This is a genomic window from Leeia sp. (assembly GCF_041909055.1).
Taxonomy (GTDB): domain Bacteria; phylum Pseudomonadota; class Gammaproteobacteria; order Burkholderiales; family Leeiaceae; genus Leeia; species Leeia aquatica.
This window is the reverse complement of record NZ_JAYREC010000004.1, coordinates 167877-183757: the sequence shown is the minus strand read 5'-3', so window position 1 is coordinate 183757 and position 15881 is coordinate 167877. Positions and strand designations below refer to the sequence as shown.

At 60.5% G+C, this 15881-nt stretch carries 14 protein-coding genes; 11 read left to right on the top strand and 3 right to left on the bottom strand.

Annotated elements, in window-relative coordinates:
- The first annotated feature begins 15 nt into the window (after positions 1-15).
- From fliE to fliI, 5 genes are read left to right on the top strand one after another with little or no spacing between them, the layout of a single operon-like run.
- Positions 16-333 (top strand): flagellar hook-basal body complex protein FliE, encoded by a 318-nt coding sequence (gene fliE, locus ACE3O2_RS11750; RefSeq protein WP_168877167.1) that lies wholly within the window; start codon positions 16-18, stop codon positions 331-333.
- 18 nt (positions 334-351) lie between these two features.
- Positions 352-2094 (top strand): flagellar basal-body MS-ring/collar protein FliF, encoded by a 1743-nt coding sequence (gene fliF / locus ACE3O2_RS11745; RefSeq protein ID WP_374337701.1) that lies wholly within the window; start codon positions 352-354, stop codon positions 2092-2094.
- Complete coding sequence (gene fliG, locus ACE3O2_RS11740) at positions 2091-3089, top strand: flagellar motor switch protein FliG (RefSeq protein WP_168877165.1); 999 nt, start codon at positions 2091-2093, stop codon at positions 3087-3089. Before fliF ends, fliG begins: the two co-directional genes overlap by 4 nt.
- Positions 3079-3762, top strand: coding sequence for a flagellar assembly protein FliH (locus ACE3O2_RS11735; RefSeq protein WP_374337699.1), 684 nt, complete (start codon positions 3079-3081; stop codon positions 3760-3762). Before fliG ends, ACE3O2_RS11735 begins: the two co-directional genes overlap by 11 nt.
- Positions 3746-5146 (top strand): flagellar protein export ATPase FliI, encoded by a 1401-nt coding sequence (fliI, locus tag ACE3O2_RS11730; protein WP_374338098.1) that lies wholly within the window; start codon positions 3746-3748, stop codon positions 5144-5146. Before ACE3O2_RS11735 ends, fliI begins: the two co-directional genes overlap by 17 nt.
- Here the strand turns inward: fliI and ACE3O2_RS11725 are convergent, their stop codons facing one another.
- Positions 5147-6079 (bottom strand): exopolyphosphatase, encoded by a 933-nt coding sequence (locus ACE3O2_RS11725; protein ID WP_374337697.1) that lies wholly within the window; start codon positions 6077-6079, stop codon positions 5147-5149.
- 71 nt (positions 6080-6150) lie between these two features.
- On the bottom strand, positions 6151-6735 hold the full coding sequence (locus ACE3O2_RS11720) for a methyltransferase (RefSeq protein WP_374337695.1): 585 nt from the start codon (positions 6733-6735) through the stop codon (positions 6151-6153).
- Between the two features lie 65 nt (positions 6736-6800).
- Between ACE3O2_RS11720 and ACE3O2_RS11715 the strand changes: the two genes are divergently transcribed.
- The 5 genes from ACE3O2_RS11715 to ACE3O2_RS11695 all read left to right on the top strand — a co-directional run bounded on the left by ACE3O2_RS11715 (position 6801) and on the right by ACE3O2_RS11695 (position 13108).
- Positions 6801-8741 (top strand): ATP-dependent DNA helicase, encoded by a 1941-nt coding sequence (locus ACE3O2_RS11715; protein ID WP_374337693.1) that lies wholly within the window; start codon positions 6801-6803, stop codon positions 8739-8741.
- A 299-nt stretch (positions 8742-9040) separates the two neighbouring features.
- The gene (locus ACE3O2_RS11710) at positions 9041-10264 is read left to right on the top strand and encodes an ABC transporter substrate-binding protein (RefSeq protein ID WP_374337691.1); all 1224 of its coding nucleotides are present in this window, start codon (positions 9041-9043) and stop codon (positions 10262-10264) included.
- Positions 10265-10399: 135 nt separating this feature from the next.
- Positions 10400-11410 (top strand): DUF2157 domain-containing protein, encoded by a 1011-nt coding sequence (locus tag ACE3O2_RS11705; RefSeq protein WP_374337689.1) that lies wholly within the window; start codon positions 10400-10402, stop codon positions 11408-11410.
- Positions 11407-12537 carry a DUF4401 domain-containing protein gene (locus tag ACE3O2_RS11700; protein WP_374337687.1) on the top strand — a complete coding sequence of 377 codons (1131 nt, stop codon included), beginning with the start codon at positions 11407-11409 and terminating at the stop codon, positions 12535-12537. Before ACE3O2_RS11705 ends, ACE3O2_RS11700 begins: the two co-directional genes overlap by 4 nt.
- Entirely contained in the window at positions 12524-13108 is a 585-nt protein-coding gene (locus ACE3O2_RS11695; protein ID WP_374337685.1) for a GDYXXLXY domain-containing protein, read from the top strand. The genes ACE3O2_RS11700 and ACE3O2_RS11695 overlap by 14 nt, the downstream gene beginning before the upstream one ends.
- A gap of 4 nt (positions 13109-13112) precedes the next feature.
- On the opposite strand, the gene ACE3O2_RS11690 is transcribed toward ACE3O2_RS11695, so the two are convergent.
- Positions 13113-13853, bottom strand: coding sequence for a substrate-binding periplasmic protein (locus tag ACE3O2_RS11690; protein ID WP_374337683.1), 741 nt, complete (start codon positions 13851-13853; stop codon positions 13113-13115).
- A gap of 73 nt (positions 13854-13926) precedes the next feature.
- Between ACE3O2_RS11690 and ACE3O2_RS11685 the strand changes: the two genes are divergently transcribed.
- Complete coding sequence (locus tag ACE3O2_RS11685) at positions 13927-15843, top strand: ATP-binding cassette domain-containing protein (RefSeq protein ID WP_374337681.1); 1917 nt, start codon at positions 13927-13929, stop codon at positions 15841-15843.
- The last annotated feature ends 38 nt before the right edge of the window (positions 15844-15881 follow it).

Below are 15881 nucleotides of genomic sequence, written 5' to 3'. Positions count from 1 at the left end.
AACGGAGGTCGCGCAATGAACGTAAACGGCGTGCAGCAACTTCTGTCCAACATGCGCTCGATGGCCGATCAGGCTGCCGGTGGTACTGCGACGGAGGCCCCAACGAGTGGGGGTGACTTTGCCGGGATGTTGCAATCGGCGGTCAACCGCGTCAACGATCTGCAAAAGCAGGCAGAGTCTGCCCAGCAGTCTTTCGCCGTCGGGGAGCCGGGCATGGATCTGCAGGATGTGATGATGGCCATGCAGAAGGCCAGCCTTTCTTTCCAGACCCTGGTACAGGTGCGTAACAAACTCACCACCGCCTATCAGGAAATCTCCAACATGCAGGTTTGAGGGTAGCGTCTCCTGGCTATGGCACAAGCGGCAACGCAACCCTTCTCCGCACTGACGACACGCTTCAGCGAGCTGCCCAACTCCCGCAAGGTCGCCATCATGGTGGCGGTTGCTGCTTTGGTGGCAATGGTGGTGGCGGTCCTGCTGTGGGCGCAGAAGCCCGCGCAGAAAACCCTGTTTGCCAACCTGTCGGACAAGGACAGTGGCGCGGTGGTGGCTGCATTGCAGCAATTGAATATTCCCTACACCGTCGAACCCGGCAATGTGATCATGGTGCCGGAAAACGTGGTGTACGATACCCGGATCAAGCTGGCCACTCAGGGCTTGCCCAAGTCCGGCGCTGCGGGCTTTGAGCTGATGGACAACCAGCGGCTGGGGATTTCCCAGTTTGCCGAGCAGGTATCTTACCAGCGTGCGGTGGAGGGCGAACTTTCGCGCTCCATTGAGTCCATTGATGCCATTGAGTCTGCCCGGGTGCATCTGGCCTTTCCCAAGAGCACCGTTTTTGTCCGCGAGCAACAAAAACCCACTGCTTCCATCCTGCTGAACCTGCGCGGCGGCCGTACCCTGGATGAAGCACAGATTGCCGGCATCATGCACCTGGTTGCCAACAGTGTGCCGGATCTGCCGATGAAGAATGTGTCCATCGTCGATCAACGCGGCAACCTGCTGTCGGACAATACGGCAGGTGCCCGTCCTGGTGGACTGGATGCCAAGCAGCTGGATTACGTCCATCAGGTGGAAAGCAGCTTTGCACGACGGATCGAAGAGATCCTGTCGCCGGTTTGGGGTAAAGACAACATCAAGGCTCAGGTGACGGCACAGCTGGACTTTGCCCAGACCGAGCAGACTTCGGAAACCTTCAAGCCCAATGGCGCTGCCTCCGAAGCAACGGTGCGCAGTCAGCAGACAGTGGAAACCATTGGGGATGGCAGTACCGGGGCGGGCGGCGTGCCGGGTGCGCTCTCCAATCAGCCACCGGGTGCGGCCACCGCACCATTGACCGCGACCAATCCACCCGGCAGTACCACCCCCAATGCCACGACCGGTAGCGGCACCACGCGCCATCGTGAAAACACCACCAATTACGAAGTGGACAAGACCGTCAGCCACACGCTGTTGCCGACGGGCAGTGTCAAGCGCTTGTCCGTGGCGGTGGTGGTGAACTACAAGAAGAAAACCGTATCCGGTAAGGACAGCTTTGTCCCGCTGACCCGACAGGAGTTGGGGCAGGTGGAGAATCTGGCGCGCGAAGCAATGGGCTTCAATCAGCAGCGTGGTGACAGCCTGAACGTGGTGAATGCCCAGTTTGCGGATAGCCAGCTGGCTGCTGCAGCGCCGACTTCACTGGTGGACAAGGTGATGGCGCAGGCTACGCTCAGCTGGATGGACTGGCTGAAGTACGCGGTAATCGGCGGCATTGCGGCCTATCTGTTCTTTGGTGTGTTGCGCCCCTTGATGCGTGATCTCACCGGCAGCAGCTACCGCATGGAGCCGCAACTGGCCGGTGCAGGCGCCGGTGCCGGGCAGGGGGGCGCGGCGGGCGTGCCAAGCCTTGGGCCGGATGGTGAGGTGATGGATACGGTGAGCCTGTCACCGGAAGAGCAGCACCAGGCCAGACAGCGTGAAGATGCCGAAGAGGCTGCTCGTGTCGCCAGCTATGCCGACAATCTGAGCACAGCCAAGAATCTGGCCAAGGAAGACCCGCGCATGGTGGCGACCATCATCCGCGAGTGGATCGTGAAGGAGGATGACGCATGAGCGACGCTGGGGTTCGACGCGGTGCCATCCTGCTGATGTCGCTGGGGGAAACCGAGGCCGCCGAGGTGTTCAAATACCTGGGCCCGAAAGATGTGCAGAAGCTCGGTTTTGCCATGGCGGCGATGGAGGGGGTGACCCGCGAGGAAGTGGATGATGTGCTGCGCGATTTCCGCGCCGCCTCGATGAACCGGGCCAATCTCGGCGCTGCCGATGAGTATATCCGCTCGGTGCTGACCATGGCGCTGGGGACCGACAAGGCCGCCAACCTGCTCGACCGTATCTTGCAGGGCGGTGACAACACCGGCATTGAAAGCCTGAAGTGGATGGATTCCAGCTCGGTGGCGGAGCTGATCAAGAACGAGCATCCACAGATCATTGCCACCATTCTGGTACACCTGGAAGAAGACCAGGCCAGTGAGATTCTGGGCTGCTTCGTCGAGCGCCTGCGCAATGATGTGATTCTGCGGATTGCCACGCTTGATGGTATCCAGCCCTCGGCGCTGCGTGATCTGAACGAGGTGCTCACCCAGCTGCTGTCCGGCTCGGACAAGATCAAGAAGAGCGCACTGGGCGGCGTGAAGATGGCGGCCGAAATCCTCAACTTCATGGGTGCGGTGGTGGAAACGTCGGCCATTCAGGCCATCCGCGAATACGACCCCGAGCTGGCACAGAAGATCCAGGACAAGATGTTTGTGTTCGAGAACGTGATCGACATCGACGACCGCGGCATTCAGCTGCTGCTGCGTGAAGTGCAGTCCGATTCACTGGTGCTGGCGCTGAAAGGGACCAGCCAGGCACTGCGGGACAAGATCTTCAAGAATATGTCGCAACGTGCCGCCGAAATGCTGCGGGATGACTTTGAGGCCAAGGGGCCGGTTCGCTTGTCGGAAGTGGAAGCCGAGCAGAAGGAAATCCTGAAGATTGTGCGCAAGCTGGCTGACGAAGGTCAGATTGTCCTCGGCGGCAAGGGTGGGGACGAAGGCCTTGTCGAATAGGGTAATCCCGGCAGAGGCCCTGACCCAGTATCAGCGCTGGGAGCCCGCCACCAATTTTGGCGTACCCCTTGCACCGCCTGAGTCCGTAGCCGACCCGGCAAGCGAGAACCATCAGCAGGCGGAAGCACTGCTGCCTGAGGCCGAACCCGAAGTATTGATGATGCCGACCGCCGAAGAGCTGGCCGCCATTCAGCAGCAGGCCCACGATGAGGGTTATGCCGCAGGCTTGCAGATGGGGCAGGATGAGTTGACCCACCGGCTGGCGGTCCTCACCGAGTTGACGGGGCACCTGTCGCAACTGGTGAGCCAGACCGAGCAGCAACTGGCAGCTGATCTGGTACAACTGGCAGTCCGCATGGCCGAGCAGGTGCTGCGCGATACCCTGCGTGAGCAGCCCCAGCGGCTGCTGGCACTGGTACAGGAAGTGATTGCAGATATACCTTATCTGGGCGAGCAGCCGCGCCTGTATCTGCATCCGGAAGACCTGGACTTGCTGCGACATAGCTTGCAGGTTGAGCTTGCCCCTGATGGCTGGTTACTTCAGCCGGACCCTGCTCTGACCCGTGGCGGTTGCCGCCTGGAAACGGCGGGCGGCAGTGTGGATGCCACGCTGGAAACCCGGTGGCAGCGCGTGCTGGCCGCACTGGGGCAAGGCCATGCACAGCCTGACTGATTATCAGCGTTACCTGCAGGATGCCGCCATTGCGGTAGGCGATGTGCAACCCTGGCAAAGCTCAGGGCGTCTGGTGCGTGCCGCCGGGCTGGTACTGGAGGCTATCGGGCTCCGCCTGCCGGTAGGCAGCAGCTGCCGGATCGACGCCGGCGAGTTCCAGATTGAAGCCGAGGTAGTCGGTTTTGCCGGTGACAAACTGTTTCTGATGCCGCTGTCGGATGCCTACGGGCTGGAGGCGGGGGCACGGGTGGTGCCGGTAGAGGCGCTGGGCCAGCATACCCCGACCTTTGGCGAAACCTATTATCGTCCGGCGGCGGGTGAGGACAAGGGCCGGCAAGTACCCGTGGGTGAAGGGCTGCTGGGCCGGGTGCTGGATGGCATAGGCCGCCCATTGGACGGCAAAGGCCCTTTGCGCTTTGAGCGGCTGGTACCCTTGGGTAGCCGCCCCTACAACCCGATGGAGCGGATGCCGGTGAAGCAGACGCTGGATGTCGGGGTGCGGACGATCAATGCCATGCTCACCGTCGGGCGCGGGCAGCGTCTGGGCCTGTTTGCCGGTTCCGGCGTCGGCAAGAGTGTGTTGCTGGGCATGATGGCGCGCTATACCGAGGCGGATCGGGTGGTGGTAGGCCTGATCGGCGAGCGGGGGCGTGAGGTCAAGGATTTCATCGAGAACATTCTGGGTGAAACAGGGCTGGCGCGCTCGGTGGTGGTGGCTGCGCCTGCCGATGCGCCACCGCTGATCCGGCTGCACGGCGCCTCCTACGCCACCCGACTGGCAGAGTATTTCCGTGACCGCGGCGAGAATGTGCTGCTGATCATGGATTCGCTTACCCGCTACGCCATGGCGCAGCGCGAGATTGCTCTGGCGATTGGGGAGCCCCCCGCCACCAAAGGTTATCCACCTTCCGTATTTGCCATGCTGCCAAGGCTGGTGGAGCGCGCAGGCAATGGCCGAGCGGGATCGGGTTCCATTACGGCTTTCTACACGGTGCTGTCGGAGGGGGATGACCAGCAAGACCCGATTGCTGACAGCGCACGGGCCATTCTGGATGGCCACATCGTGCTGTCGCGGCAGCTGGCGGATCAGGGCCATTACCCGGCCATCGACATTGAGCAGTCCATCAGCCGGGTGATGACCGACCTGATCGACCCGCAGGAGCTGCAGCAGGTTCGCCAGTTCAAATACCTGTATTCACGCTACCAACGCAACCGCGATCTGATCAATGTCGGGGCGTACAGTCGGGGGGCGGACCCGATTCTGGACCGCGCCATCGCGCTGATCCCGCAAATGGAAGCTTTCCTGCAGCAGGATATCCACGAACGGGAGGACTACCCCGGCGCGCGGCAGCGGCTGGGGCTGCTCTACCCGCAAATGCTGTAATCAGCCGTCCTGATTGATCTTGCTGGTCAATGCGCTGAGCACGGCATTGGCCTCGTGATTCTCGACCTGGCAGGTACCGGCATTCTCATGCCCACCGCCGCCATAGCGCAGCATCAGCTCACCAATATTGGTTTTTGAACTGCGGTTGAGGATGGACTTGCCGGTAGCCAGTACGGTGTTCTGTTTGTCACGTCCCCACATCACGTGGATGGAAATATTGCACTGCGGGAAGAGGGCATAGATCAGGAAGCGGTTTGCCGCATAAATGGTGTCTTCATCACGCAGGTCCAGCACCACCAGATTCTGATACACCTTGCTGCAATTGAGAATCTGCGCCTTGGCTTTGGCTTCGTGCTCACGGTATAGCTCGATGCGCTCTACCACGTCCGGCAGTTTGAGGATGTCCTCAATGCCGTGGTCGCGGCAGTAGCGGATCAAATCCATCATCAGCGCATAGTTGGAAATACGGAACTGGCGGAAGCGACCCAGCCCGGTGCGGGCGTCCATCAGATAGTTGAGCAGTACCCACCCGTCCGGATTGAGGACCTCCTCCTTGCTGAAACGGGCCGAGTCGGCCTTGTCGACCGCTTCCATCATGTCATCGCTGATCTGCGGGAAACGCTGCTTGCCGCCGTAGTAGTCGTACACCACTCGTGCAGCGGAAGGCGCATCCGGATGGATGATGTGGTTCTTGCGCTCGCCTTCATTGCGGATGGTTTCCGAATGGTGGTGGTCAAACACAAGGTGTGCGGCTGCCACGTAGGGCAGGTTGGTGGTGATGTCATGGCCGGTAATGGCCACCTTGCCATCCTGCATGTCCTTGGGGTGGACGAACAGGATGTCATCAATCAGCTCCAGTTCGTTCATCAGGACCGCGCAAACCAGCCCGTCAAAGTCGCTACGGGTAACCAGGCGAAACTTCTGTGCAGACATGGGTAACTCCATACAGGAAAAGCAAGGGCTTCTTACAGCGTAAACCCTGAACCCCGGCTCCGCCAGTGACTTTACGCACAGCGTCGCCAGATCATCCAGTACTCCTGGCCAGAGAAAACCGGCAGGCTGTAGCGGGCTTGCGCACATGCCAGTCTCTCAAAGCCGGGGCCGAGTAGCTGCTGTACTGTGGCCTCATCTGTACCAAAGGGCGGGCCATTGGGTTTGTCGGCCAGGAAAAAATAACCTGCCAGATAGCCACCCGGCTTCAGCAAGGTTTGCATGCCACGTCCCCAGTCAGACCAGCGACTGCGCGGCAGTGCGCACAGGAAAGCCCGTTCGTAAATCCAGTCATAACCCTGCGGGTCATTCAGTGCAAAGAAATCCGCCTGATGGACACAGTCTGCCAAGGGGCCGAGCACCGCTTGTGCTGCAGCGACGGCATCCGGGCTGAAATCAATGGCGGTAACCTGATGGCCGCCCTGAGCCAATGCCTGCACCTCGTGGCCATGCCCGCAGCCGGGAATCAGCACTCGCCCCCGCTCGTGCTGATGAGCGAACTCGGCAATTTCATGCGGAATGCCGCCCGCATTCCATGGGGTGACGCCATTTTGATAGCGGCTGTTCCAAAAGTCGGCCTGGCTGCTGTCCTGCGGCATAAGGGGGTCCGGTCGGGTGGCAAGATGCGGTATGATGCACCCCCCAGCTTTGAAATGTCACCCCCGTGCCGTTGACCCTGATTGATGCCTTTGCAGAGGATGGCCCGCTGGCCAAGGCGATACCCGGTTTCCGGGCGCGCGAGGCACAGCAGGAAATGGCCGCCGCCATTGAAGCGACCATCCGCGAAAACCGGGTTTTGGTGGCAGAGGCTGGCACCGGTACTGGCAAGACCCTGGCCTACCTGGTTCCCGCCTTGCTCTCCGGTGGCAAGGTGGTGATCTCTACCGGCACCAAAACCCTGCAAGATCAGCTGTTCCTGCGTGACCTGCCTACTGTCCGTGCTGCGCTGAAAAGTCCGGCCCGCATTGCGCTGCTCAAAGGGCGCGCCAACTATGTCTGTCTCTATCACCTGAAACGCGCGCAGGAGCAGGGGCGCTTTGCGTCACGCGAAGATGCGGCCATGCTGCCGAAGATCATCCGTTTTGCTGAAGTCAGCCAGAGCGGTGACCGCAGTGAGCTGGGCAGCGTGCCAGAGTCGGCACCTGTGTGGTCCGCGGTGACCTCGACCCGCGACAATTGCCTCGGCCAGGAGTGCGAAGACTACGAAGCCTGTTTCGTGATGAAAGCGCGCCGTGAGGCGATGCAGTCGGATGTGGTGGTGGTGAACCATCACCTGTTCTTTGCCGATTTGGCCCTGCGCGATGGCGGTGTGGCCGAGTTGTTGCCGAACTGTAATACCGTGGTGTTTGATGAGGCGCATCAGCTGCCGGAAGTGGCCACCCAGTTTTTTGGCGATACCTTGTCATCCAGCCAGCTGATTGAACTGTCGCGTGACAGCCGTATCGAGGCGCTGTTGCACGCACGTGATTTTGCGGTACTGCCGGAAGCGGCTCAGGTGCTGGACAAAGCTGTGCGTGACCTGCGTTTGACTTTCCGCATGGAGGTGGCGCGCCTGTCGCAGCAAGAGGTATTGGCAAACGACGCGTTCGTGCAGCAGCTGGAGGAGGTGGGGCGTGCCTTGCAGGAACTGAAGGAACTGCTCGATAGCCAGGCCGCCCGCGCAGAAGAGCTGAAGCGCTGCGCCGAGCGTGCCGATATGCTGCTGCAGTTGTTTGATGCCTGGCAGAACCTGACGGAAGGTACCTTGATCCGCTGGCTGGAGCTCACCCAGCACGGCTTCCAGATGCACAGCACACCGTTGTCGATTGCCAGCCTGTTCAACCGTCAGCTCAAGCAAGGGGTGCGCAGCTGGATTTTTACTTCGGCGACCTTGTCGGTCGGTGGGGATTTCAATCATTACTGCAATGAAATGGGGCTGTATGAGGCGACCAGCCAGAGCTGGGACAGCCCGTTTGCCTATGGCGAGCAAGCCTTGCTGTATGTGCCGGAAGGCATGCCGGAGCCGAACGCGCCGGGCTATACCCGCGCAGTGGTGGAGGCGGCCTTTCCCTTGGTGGCGGCGAGCCAGGGGCGTGCTTTCCTGCTGTTTACCAGTCTGCGTGCCATGCGCGAAGCGCATGAGTTGCTGAGCATCCGGCTGGCGGGTGCCGACTTGAGCTATCCCCTGTTGCTGCAGGGAGAGGCTTCGCGCACCGAGCTGTTGGAGCGCTTCCGGCAGGAGCCGCACGCCATTCTGGTGGCCAGCCAGAGTTTCTGGGAAGGGGTGGACGTAGCTGGTGATGCCCTCACGCTGGTGGTGATCGACCGCTTGCCATTTGCCGCACCGGATGACCCAGTGCTGGCGGCACGGATTGAACATCTGCAGAAGCAGGGGCTCAACCCTTTCATCCACCATCAGTTGCCGAATGCTGTGATCACCCTCAAACAAGGTGCCGGGCGGTTGATCCGTACCGAAACCGATCATGGGGTGTTGATGATCTGTGACCCCCGATTGATCGACAAACCCTACGGCAAGCGTATCTGGCGCAGCTTGCCGCCCATGCGGCGCAGCCGTCAGCGAGAAGCTGCGGTGTCCTTCCTGGTCGAGCGCTTGCCCCAGCTTTAATGCGGATTAGCTGCGGTGTGACTGCGCTGTGGTAAAGCGCCGATCTTGGCACGCGCTGTGACCCCGAGATAACGCCACTTTCTCTGCTTTTCGCGTTACGCCCTCTTTGTTCACGAGACGGTAAGCCGGTTTTAAGACACCTGTCCTTTTGCATATTGCAGACCGGTTGTAACCGCGTGAATATTAATTCAAAATACACAAAGCAGTGAACTGAAGTTCAATAACAACTGCGCCAAAAAAAATACAGACCCGGCAGCATGAACTGACGGGTGCTTTCCGAAGAGAGACAGGAGAACACCATGACTTTCACCCCCCGCCTGCTGGCGGTGGCTTGCCTGACTGCGTCTTTCGCCCAGGCAGCGACTGGTATTTCCGACAACGTGGTCAAGATCGGCGTACTGACCGATATGAACGGCATCTACGCCCAGGTTGGGGGTAAAGGTACCGTTGCCGCGGCACAGATGGCGATTGCCGACTTTGGTGGCAAGGTGCTGGGCAAACCCATCCAGCTGGTCTCTGCGGACCATCGTAACGAGCCGGAAGAAGCGGTACGCATCGCCAAGGGCTGGATGGAAGGCGGCGAAGTTGACATGGTCACCGACCTGATGAATTCCGAAGTGGCGCTGGAAGTACAGCGCTACGCCGCCACCCAGCGCAAGATCACCATGACCACGGGGGCCACCACCAGCCAGCTGACCAACCGAGCTTGCACTCGATACGGCATTCACTACGCGATGGATGCCTATGCGCTGATCACCACGTCGATCCGAGAGGCCTCGGTGGACGGCGCTGATAGCTGGGCCATCCTGATGGTGGACTACGGCAAGGCCAGCCCGCTGACGGGTGACATGCTGGATGGGCTAGCACTGATCAAGCAGTCTGGCGGTAAATTTCTGGGCAGTGTCAAGCACGAGCCTGCCCAGGCGGACATGACTGGGCCGCTGCTGGAAGTACAGGCCAAGGGCGCCAAAGAGCTGGTGCTGGCCAATGCCGGTGGTGACTTTGTCAATGCCATGCGCCAGGCCAAGGATTTTGGTCTGGCTGAGAAAGGGCAAGAATTCATCGGCGTAGTGGTGTATGAGTCCGATATTCGAGCGCTCGGTCTGGATGCGGCACAAGGCATGCGCTATACCACCGCCTTCTATTGGGACATGAACCCGGAAACCCGGGCCTGGGCGCAGCGGTTCTACAAAAAATTTGGCAGCATGCCTAACCAGAACCAGGCTGGGGTGTACTCAGCCGTTACCCATTATCTGAACGCGGTACGTGACACGGGGACCGATGAGGCCGATACCGTGATGGCCAAAATGAAATCGACGCCGATTAATGACTTCTTTGCCAAGGCTGGGCGCATCCGCGAGGATGGCCGCATGATTCATGACATGTACTATGTACAGGTGAAGCGGCCTTCCGAGTCCAAGGGCGACTGGGACTTGCTGAAGGTGATGCGGACCATCAAGGGAGACAGGGCCTTCCGCCCGGTGGAGAAGAGCGGCTGCGCGCTGCTGAAACAGTCCAGCTAGCCGCAGACCCTGTCCAAAGGGGGCAGTGTTGTCCCCGGTGACTGCCGGGTTCATTTTTCAATACTTGTACGCTTGACGTTTCCGTGGCTGGGCAAGCGGGTTATGATGCCCGCATTGTCCGGCATGGAGACCCCCATGAGTGATCATCGACTCAGACAGCTGGCAGCGCAGGGACTGCTGGATGCGTCTGGCTTTCAGCGAGCCTTGCGGATGGCCGGGTTACGACCCACGCCGCCGGTCTGGCGCAAGCAATCGGATCTGTTGTTGCTGGTCGGCGGGGTGCTGATGTTGCTGTCCGGCATCGTCAGTTTCTTTGCCTGGAACTGGAATGCCCTGCCGGGTTGGGCCAAACTGACCCTGGTGTTGACCGGGCTGGTGCTGGCGGCCGGAATCAGCCTGATCAGCCCATGGGAACAGGCGCGTGGGCAGTGGTCACTGTTTGCCGCGGTGGTGATGATCGGGGTGGTGGCTGCCGTGGTGGGGCAGGTGTATCAGACCGGTGCCGACCCCTGGCAACTGTTTGCCCTGTGGGCCGTGCTGGGCTTGCCCTGGACATTGCTGGCACGCTTTCAGCCATTATGGTTGTTATGGCTATGCATCCTGTCGCTGTCGCTATGGCTATGGCAAAGCCTGTACAGCAACAGTGCCTTTTCCATGCATGCCATCAATATGCCCATGCTGTTGCTGCACACGCTAGCGCTACTGAGCTGGGAGCGCTGGCGTGGCCATCTGCCGCACTGGCAGCATCGGGTGGTGCCGCGCCTGCTTGGCGCGGGTATTGCCTGGCAATGTACCCTTGCGCTCTGGTCGGTGGTCGGGGACTGGCACAATTACTTCTGGATGGAGCACGGTGGCTGGCATGATGGTGTCGGCGTGCTGCTGGGAACCATCACCTTGCTGCCCAGCCTGCTGTGGCTGGGAGGCGGCTTCGCGCTCTATTACCGCCGAAAGGAGTTGTTCATGGTGACTCTGCCGGTGTTTGCGGCGGGAGGGGCCATCCTGATCGGTGTGGGTTCGCGCATGCGCATGGGCGACACTGGTACCTGGCTGATCCTTGCACTGCTCAGCATTGCCATGAGTATCGGTGTGGTGAAACTGCTGCGGCAGTGGCATGGGCAATGGTCTGAACAGGAGGGGGCAGCATGAGCACGCTCAGTGTGTCTGAAGTCCTGCAGGAGCTGCAAAGGGAAGGGCGGCTGCCGGCAGAATTGCCACCCGAAACCCAGCGTGAGCTGCCTTGGTATCTGGATGCCCTGCTGCTGGTTGCGGCCTGGGTTTCGGCCATTCTGGTGATCATCTTCACCTGTCTCCTGCTGTTTGCCAATGGTGGCGAGGGTTCACCGGGCAGTTTTATTGCCTTTGGCGTGATTTACACGGTAGCCGGCTGGGCGCTGATGCGAGTCAAGCAGCGTGCCGTGTTTCTTGAGCACATTGCTGTACCACTGTTTGTAGCGGGCGGAAGCTGCTTGTGGTTTGGCCTGTTTTCCAGACTGAATATCGGTTGGGAGGATAAGGAAAAGGTTGCCGCCCTGTATGGGCTGGTGATTGCGGCTGCGTATTACGTGATCGGGGCCAATGCGTTTGCCCGCTTTCTGGCTGCGGTGGCCATGCTGGCGGCTATTGAGGTGCTGGTGTGGACCTCGCTACGCTACGGTTGGGATCCGGAGGATGGTAGTCGGCAAGTGTGGGATGTGCTCTCCATCCCGCAAACCCTGCGAAACCTGCTGGAGTGTCTCGCCCTCTGGCTATGCTTCCGCTTCAACGACGCTGCACTGGTACGGGGCTGGCGGCACTGGCTGCGTCCGTTCTTCTGGGCTCTGCTCGGTGCCGTCATCCTGCAGGCCATGGTGCAGTCTACTGCTCATCAGTGGTCAGGGCAGGGGGATGAGCTGCGCACCTGGTGGAATGCGCAGAGTCTGGTGTTTGCGTTGCCATTGCTGCTGTGGCTGGGGCGGCGCCTCCTGAAACACGAAGAGGTGCCCTTGGCTGCACTGGCACCCTTGCTGCTCTTCCTGCCAACCGCCGTATTGTCGCCCATGCTGGGTGTGGGGCTGCTGGTGTTGCTGATGGGGATGGAGCATGGGGACCGTCGTCTGCTGGGCATCGGTGTGCTGTGTGTGGTAGCTGGCTTTGGCTACTTCTACTTCAATCTGGGCTGGACCTTGCTGCACAAGTCCATCCTGCTGATGGTCAGCGGCAGCCTGATGCTGGTCTGGTACAGCTGGCGTCGTCGTGTACAGCACCAACAAGGAGGCAGCCATGAAATGGTCTGAACGAGTGCCACGGCAGCGCAGCTTGTTTCTGGCGGGTTTACTGCTGCCACTGCTGGCCTTTGCCGGGCTGATCGGGCGCAATGAGGGCTTGTTGCACCAAGGACGGGTGGTGGTGCTGGCGCTGGCGCCGGTGGATCCACGCTCTCTGATGCAGGGCGACTACATGGCACTGGATTACGAGGTGGCGCAGCAGCTGGGGGATCAGCTGCGACAGAAAGAGGATGCTGTGCGTGAAGCAGCACGGCAAAAGAACCCGAATGCCGTGTTGCCCGAAATAGAGCACCCCGAACAAAGTCGCATGGTGCTCAAAGCCGACCCTGGCGGGGTGGCGCGCCTGCAGCGGCTGGAAGATGGCAAGCCCTTGCGGGCCGGTGAGTTCTATTTGAGCTTCAAATGGCGTACCCGCTGGTCGTGGGACCGGCCCGCCTTGCCAAGCGAAGCCTGGTTCTTTCAGGAGGGTGAAGGCGAGCGCTTTGCCAAGGCCCGTTTTGCAGTTCTGCGGGTGGGCGAAGATGGCCGCAGTTTGCTGGCAGGCTTGCAGGATGAGCAGCACAAGCCCATTTTGCCGTGAAGGTTCAGGCAGGGGGCTTGGGGGCTGCAATATTCCCCACTGCACGCAGCCCTTGATTGAACTGGTTGAGTAGCCATTGGCCGCGCGGTGTTTTACGGAACACCACATTGAGGGCTTTTTGTTCCAGCAAACGGGGCTGCAGGCGCAGCTGGTGGGCATGGGCGCGTAGTGTACTTTGGGTGAGGAGCAGATACTCGAACACTTGGGCATCCATGACCGCGACATCCACCCGTCCAGCGGCGAGCTTGTGCAGCAGGGTCAGGTCATCTGCGCTGCGGTCACTATTGAGCGTACCTTGTGCAATCAGGCGGTCCAGCTCCGGCGTATTGACATAGCCTTGCACCACCCCAATCGTTTTACGCTGGGCCGCCAGGTCTTCCAGCCGTGTCCAGACCACCGGATTGGCCACCCGTTCTGCCAACCCCAGCGGGCTGTAGGCCACGGGCAAAGAGTAGAGCCATTCCTTGCGCAGCATTGCATCGTCGTACTCCACCAGATAGCCATCATATGGTGCCGCACGCGCCAGGGCGATGGTGCGCGCCCAAGGGTAGAAATCGACTTGCAACTGGATGCCATTGCGGGCAAATGCTGCGCGCACCGTCGCCACGGCGCGGCCTTGCTGTGGCAGATGTGCACCCATATAGGGGGCCCACTCGCTGGCGGCAAAACGGGCCGTCAGGTGCTGTTCGCACCAGGCTGTCAGGGGGATGTACCAGAGACACAGCAGGATGGTCAGCTGTCGCATCGCAACTCGTCAGCAGGGATCGGGTGCCTGAATTATAATCCCGACTTTGCCCGTTTTCTGATGTCAGGTTGCCATGCCCCTTCTTAGCCTTGAAAATGCCTCCCTTGCCTTTGGTCATTGGCCATTGCTGGATGGCGCCAACCTCTTGCTCGATCGCGGGCAGCGCCTGGGCCTGATTGGCCGTAATGGCGCCGGCAAGTCCTCACTGATCAAGGTGCTGGCGGGTGAGCAGGTGCTGGACGACGGGGTGTGCTGGCGTGCGCCGGATGCCAGGGTGGGCTGGGTGCCACAAGAGCCGGTTTTTGGCGAGGGCGAGACGGTGTTTGCTGCAGTGTCGTCCGGGTTGGGGGAGCTGCAGCAATTGCTGCAGCGTTACCATGTGCTGACCAGCCATCTTGCCCAGCATAGCGATGAGGCAGAGCTGGCGGAGCTGCTGCACGTGCAGGGTGAGCTCGAAGCCCGTGACGGCTGGCGTTTCAATACCCTGGTGGATACCGTGTTGTCGCACCTGGCCTTGCCGGCGGATACGCTGGTGGCGGACCTCTCCGGTGGCTGGAAGAAGCGGGTGGCGCTGGCGCGTGCGCTGGTGTCCGAACCCGATGTGCTGCTGCTGGATGAGCCGACCAACCATCTGGACGTCAGCGCCATCCAGTGGCTGGAGAGTTTGCTGCTGGGCTTCGGCGGCGCCATTCTGTTCATTACGCATGACCGCCAGTTCCTCGACAATGTCGCAACCCACATCATCGAGCTGGACCGGGGCTTCCTCACCAGCTACAGCGGCAACTTTAGCCAGTATCAGGTGAAGAAGGCCGAGCAGTTGCAGATCGAGGCGGTGCACAACGCCAAGTTCGACAAATTCTGGAAAGAGGAAGAGGTCTGGATCCGCAAGGGGATCGAGGCGCGGCGTACCCGTAATGAAGGCCGCGTGCGGCGACTGGAAGAGTTGCGCCGTATCCGCGCTGACCGTCGTACCCAACAGGGACAGGTCAATCTGCAGCTGGACGTGGGCGAGCGTTCTGGCAAGCTGGTGGCGGAACTGGAAGATGTGTATTTCGGCTACCCAGAGCAAGCCCCGCTGATCCGCCAGTTTTCCACCCGCATTCAGCGGGGTGACCGTATTGGTTTGATCGGGCCGAATGGGGTGGGCAAGACCACGCTGCTGAAGCTGATCCTGGGCGAGTTGGCCCCGGTCAGCGGCAAGGTCAAGCAAGGTACCAACCTCAGCATTGCCTATTTTGACCAGTTCCGCGCGCAGCTGGATGAGGATGCCACGCTGACCGATACCATCAGCCCCGGCAGTGAATTTGTCGAGATTGGTGGCGTGCGCAAGCATGTGATCAGTTATCTGGAAGAGTTTCTGTTCCCGCCCGCCCGCAGCCGTTCTCCCGTGCGCTCGCTCTCCGGTGGTGAGCGTAACCGCCTGCTGCTGGCACGATTGTTTGCCCGCCCGGCCAATGTGCTGGTGCTGGACGAGCCGACCAACGACCTTGATATTGATACGCTGGAACTGCTGGAAGCCTTGCTGCTCAACTATCCGGGTACCGTTTTTCTGGTCAGCCACGACCGGGTCTTCCTCGACAATGTGGTGACCAGCGTGATTGCCTTTGAAGGCAATGGTGTGCTGGAAGAGTATGTGGGCGGTTACTCCGACTGGCTGAGCTGGCAGCGCAGCCGGGCGGCCGCGTCTTCCGCTGTCCGCAAGGCTGAACCCGCGCGAGATGCCGCGCCTGTTGAGCGCAAGAAGAGCAGCAGCGCGAAGCTAAGCTTCAACGAGAAGCGGGAACTGGAGCAGTTGCCGGAGCAGATTGCCGCCCTGGAACAAGAACAGGCCGCTTTGCAGTCAGCGCTGCTGGATGGCACGCTTTATCGTGATGATCCCAAGGGCGCGGTTGCCAGGCAGGCACGGGTGGAGGAGATTGAAACCCTGCTGCTGGAAAAACTGGGACGCTGGGAAGAACTGGAAGCCAAACAGGCAGGTTCGCAGGCGTGATAAAATCGCCCGGTTCCGTCATACCTCTTCACTGTTCA

Bases quoted from the DNA above. Each gene is read 5' to 3' on its own strand.
- fliE (WP_168877167.1), top strand. From the start codon at position 16: ATGAACGTAAACGGCGTGCAGCAACTTCTGTCCAACATGCGCTCGATG.
- fliF (WP_374337701.1), top strand. From the start codon at position 352: ATGGCACAAGCGGCAACGCAACCCTTCTCCGCACTGACGACACGCTTC.
- fliG (WP_168877165.1), top strand. From the start codon at position 2,091: ATGAGCGACGCTGGGGTTCGACGCGGTGCCATCCTGCTGATGTCGCTG.
- fliI (WP_374338098.1), top strand. From the start codon at position 3,746: ATGCACAGCCTGACTGATTATCAGCGTTACCTGCAGGATGCCGCCATT.
- ACE3O2_RS11725 (WP_374337697.1), bottom strand. From the start codon at position 6,079: ATGTCTGCACAGAAGTTTCGCCTGGTTACCCGTAGCGACTTTGACGGG.
- ACE3O2_RS11720 (WP_374337695.1), bottom strand. From the start codon at position 6,735: ATGCCGCAGGACAGCAGCCAGGCCGACTTTTGGAACAGCCGCTATCAA.
- ACE3O2_RS11710 (WP_374337691.1), top strand. From the start codon at position 9,041: ATGACTTTCACCCCCCGCCTGCTGGCGGTGGCTTGCCTGACTGCGTCT.
- ACE3O2_RS11705 (WP_374337689.1), top strand. From the start codon at position 10,400: ATGAGTGATCATCGACTCAGACAGCTGGCAGCGCAGGGACTGCTGGAT.
- ACE3O2_RS11700 (WP_374337687.1), top strand. From the start codon at position 11,407: ATGAGCACGCTCAGTGTGTCTGAAGTCCTGCAGGAGCTGCAAAGGGAA.
- ACE3O2_RS11695 (WP_374337685.1), top strand. From the start codon at position 12,524: ATGAAATGGTCTGAACGAGTGCCACGGCAGCGCAGCTTGTTTCTGGCG.
- ACE3O2_RS11690 (WP_374337683.1), bottom strand. From the start codon at position 13,853: ATGCGACAGCTGACCATCCTGCTGTGTCTCTGGTACATCCCCCTGACA.
- ACE3O2_RS11685 (WP_374337681.1), top strand. From the start codon at position 13,927: ATGCCCCTTCTTAGCCTTGAAAATGCCTCCCTTGCCTTTGGTCATTGG.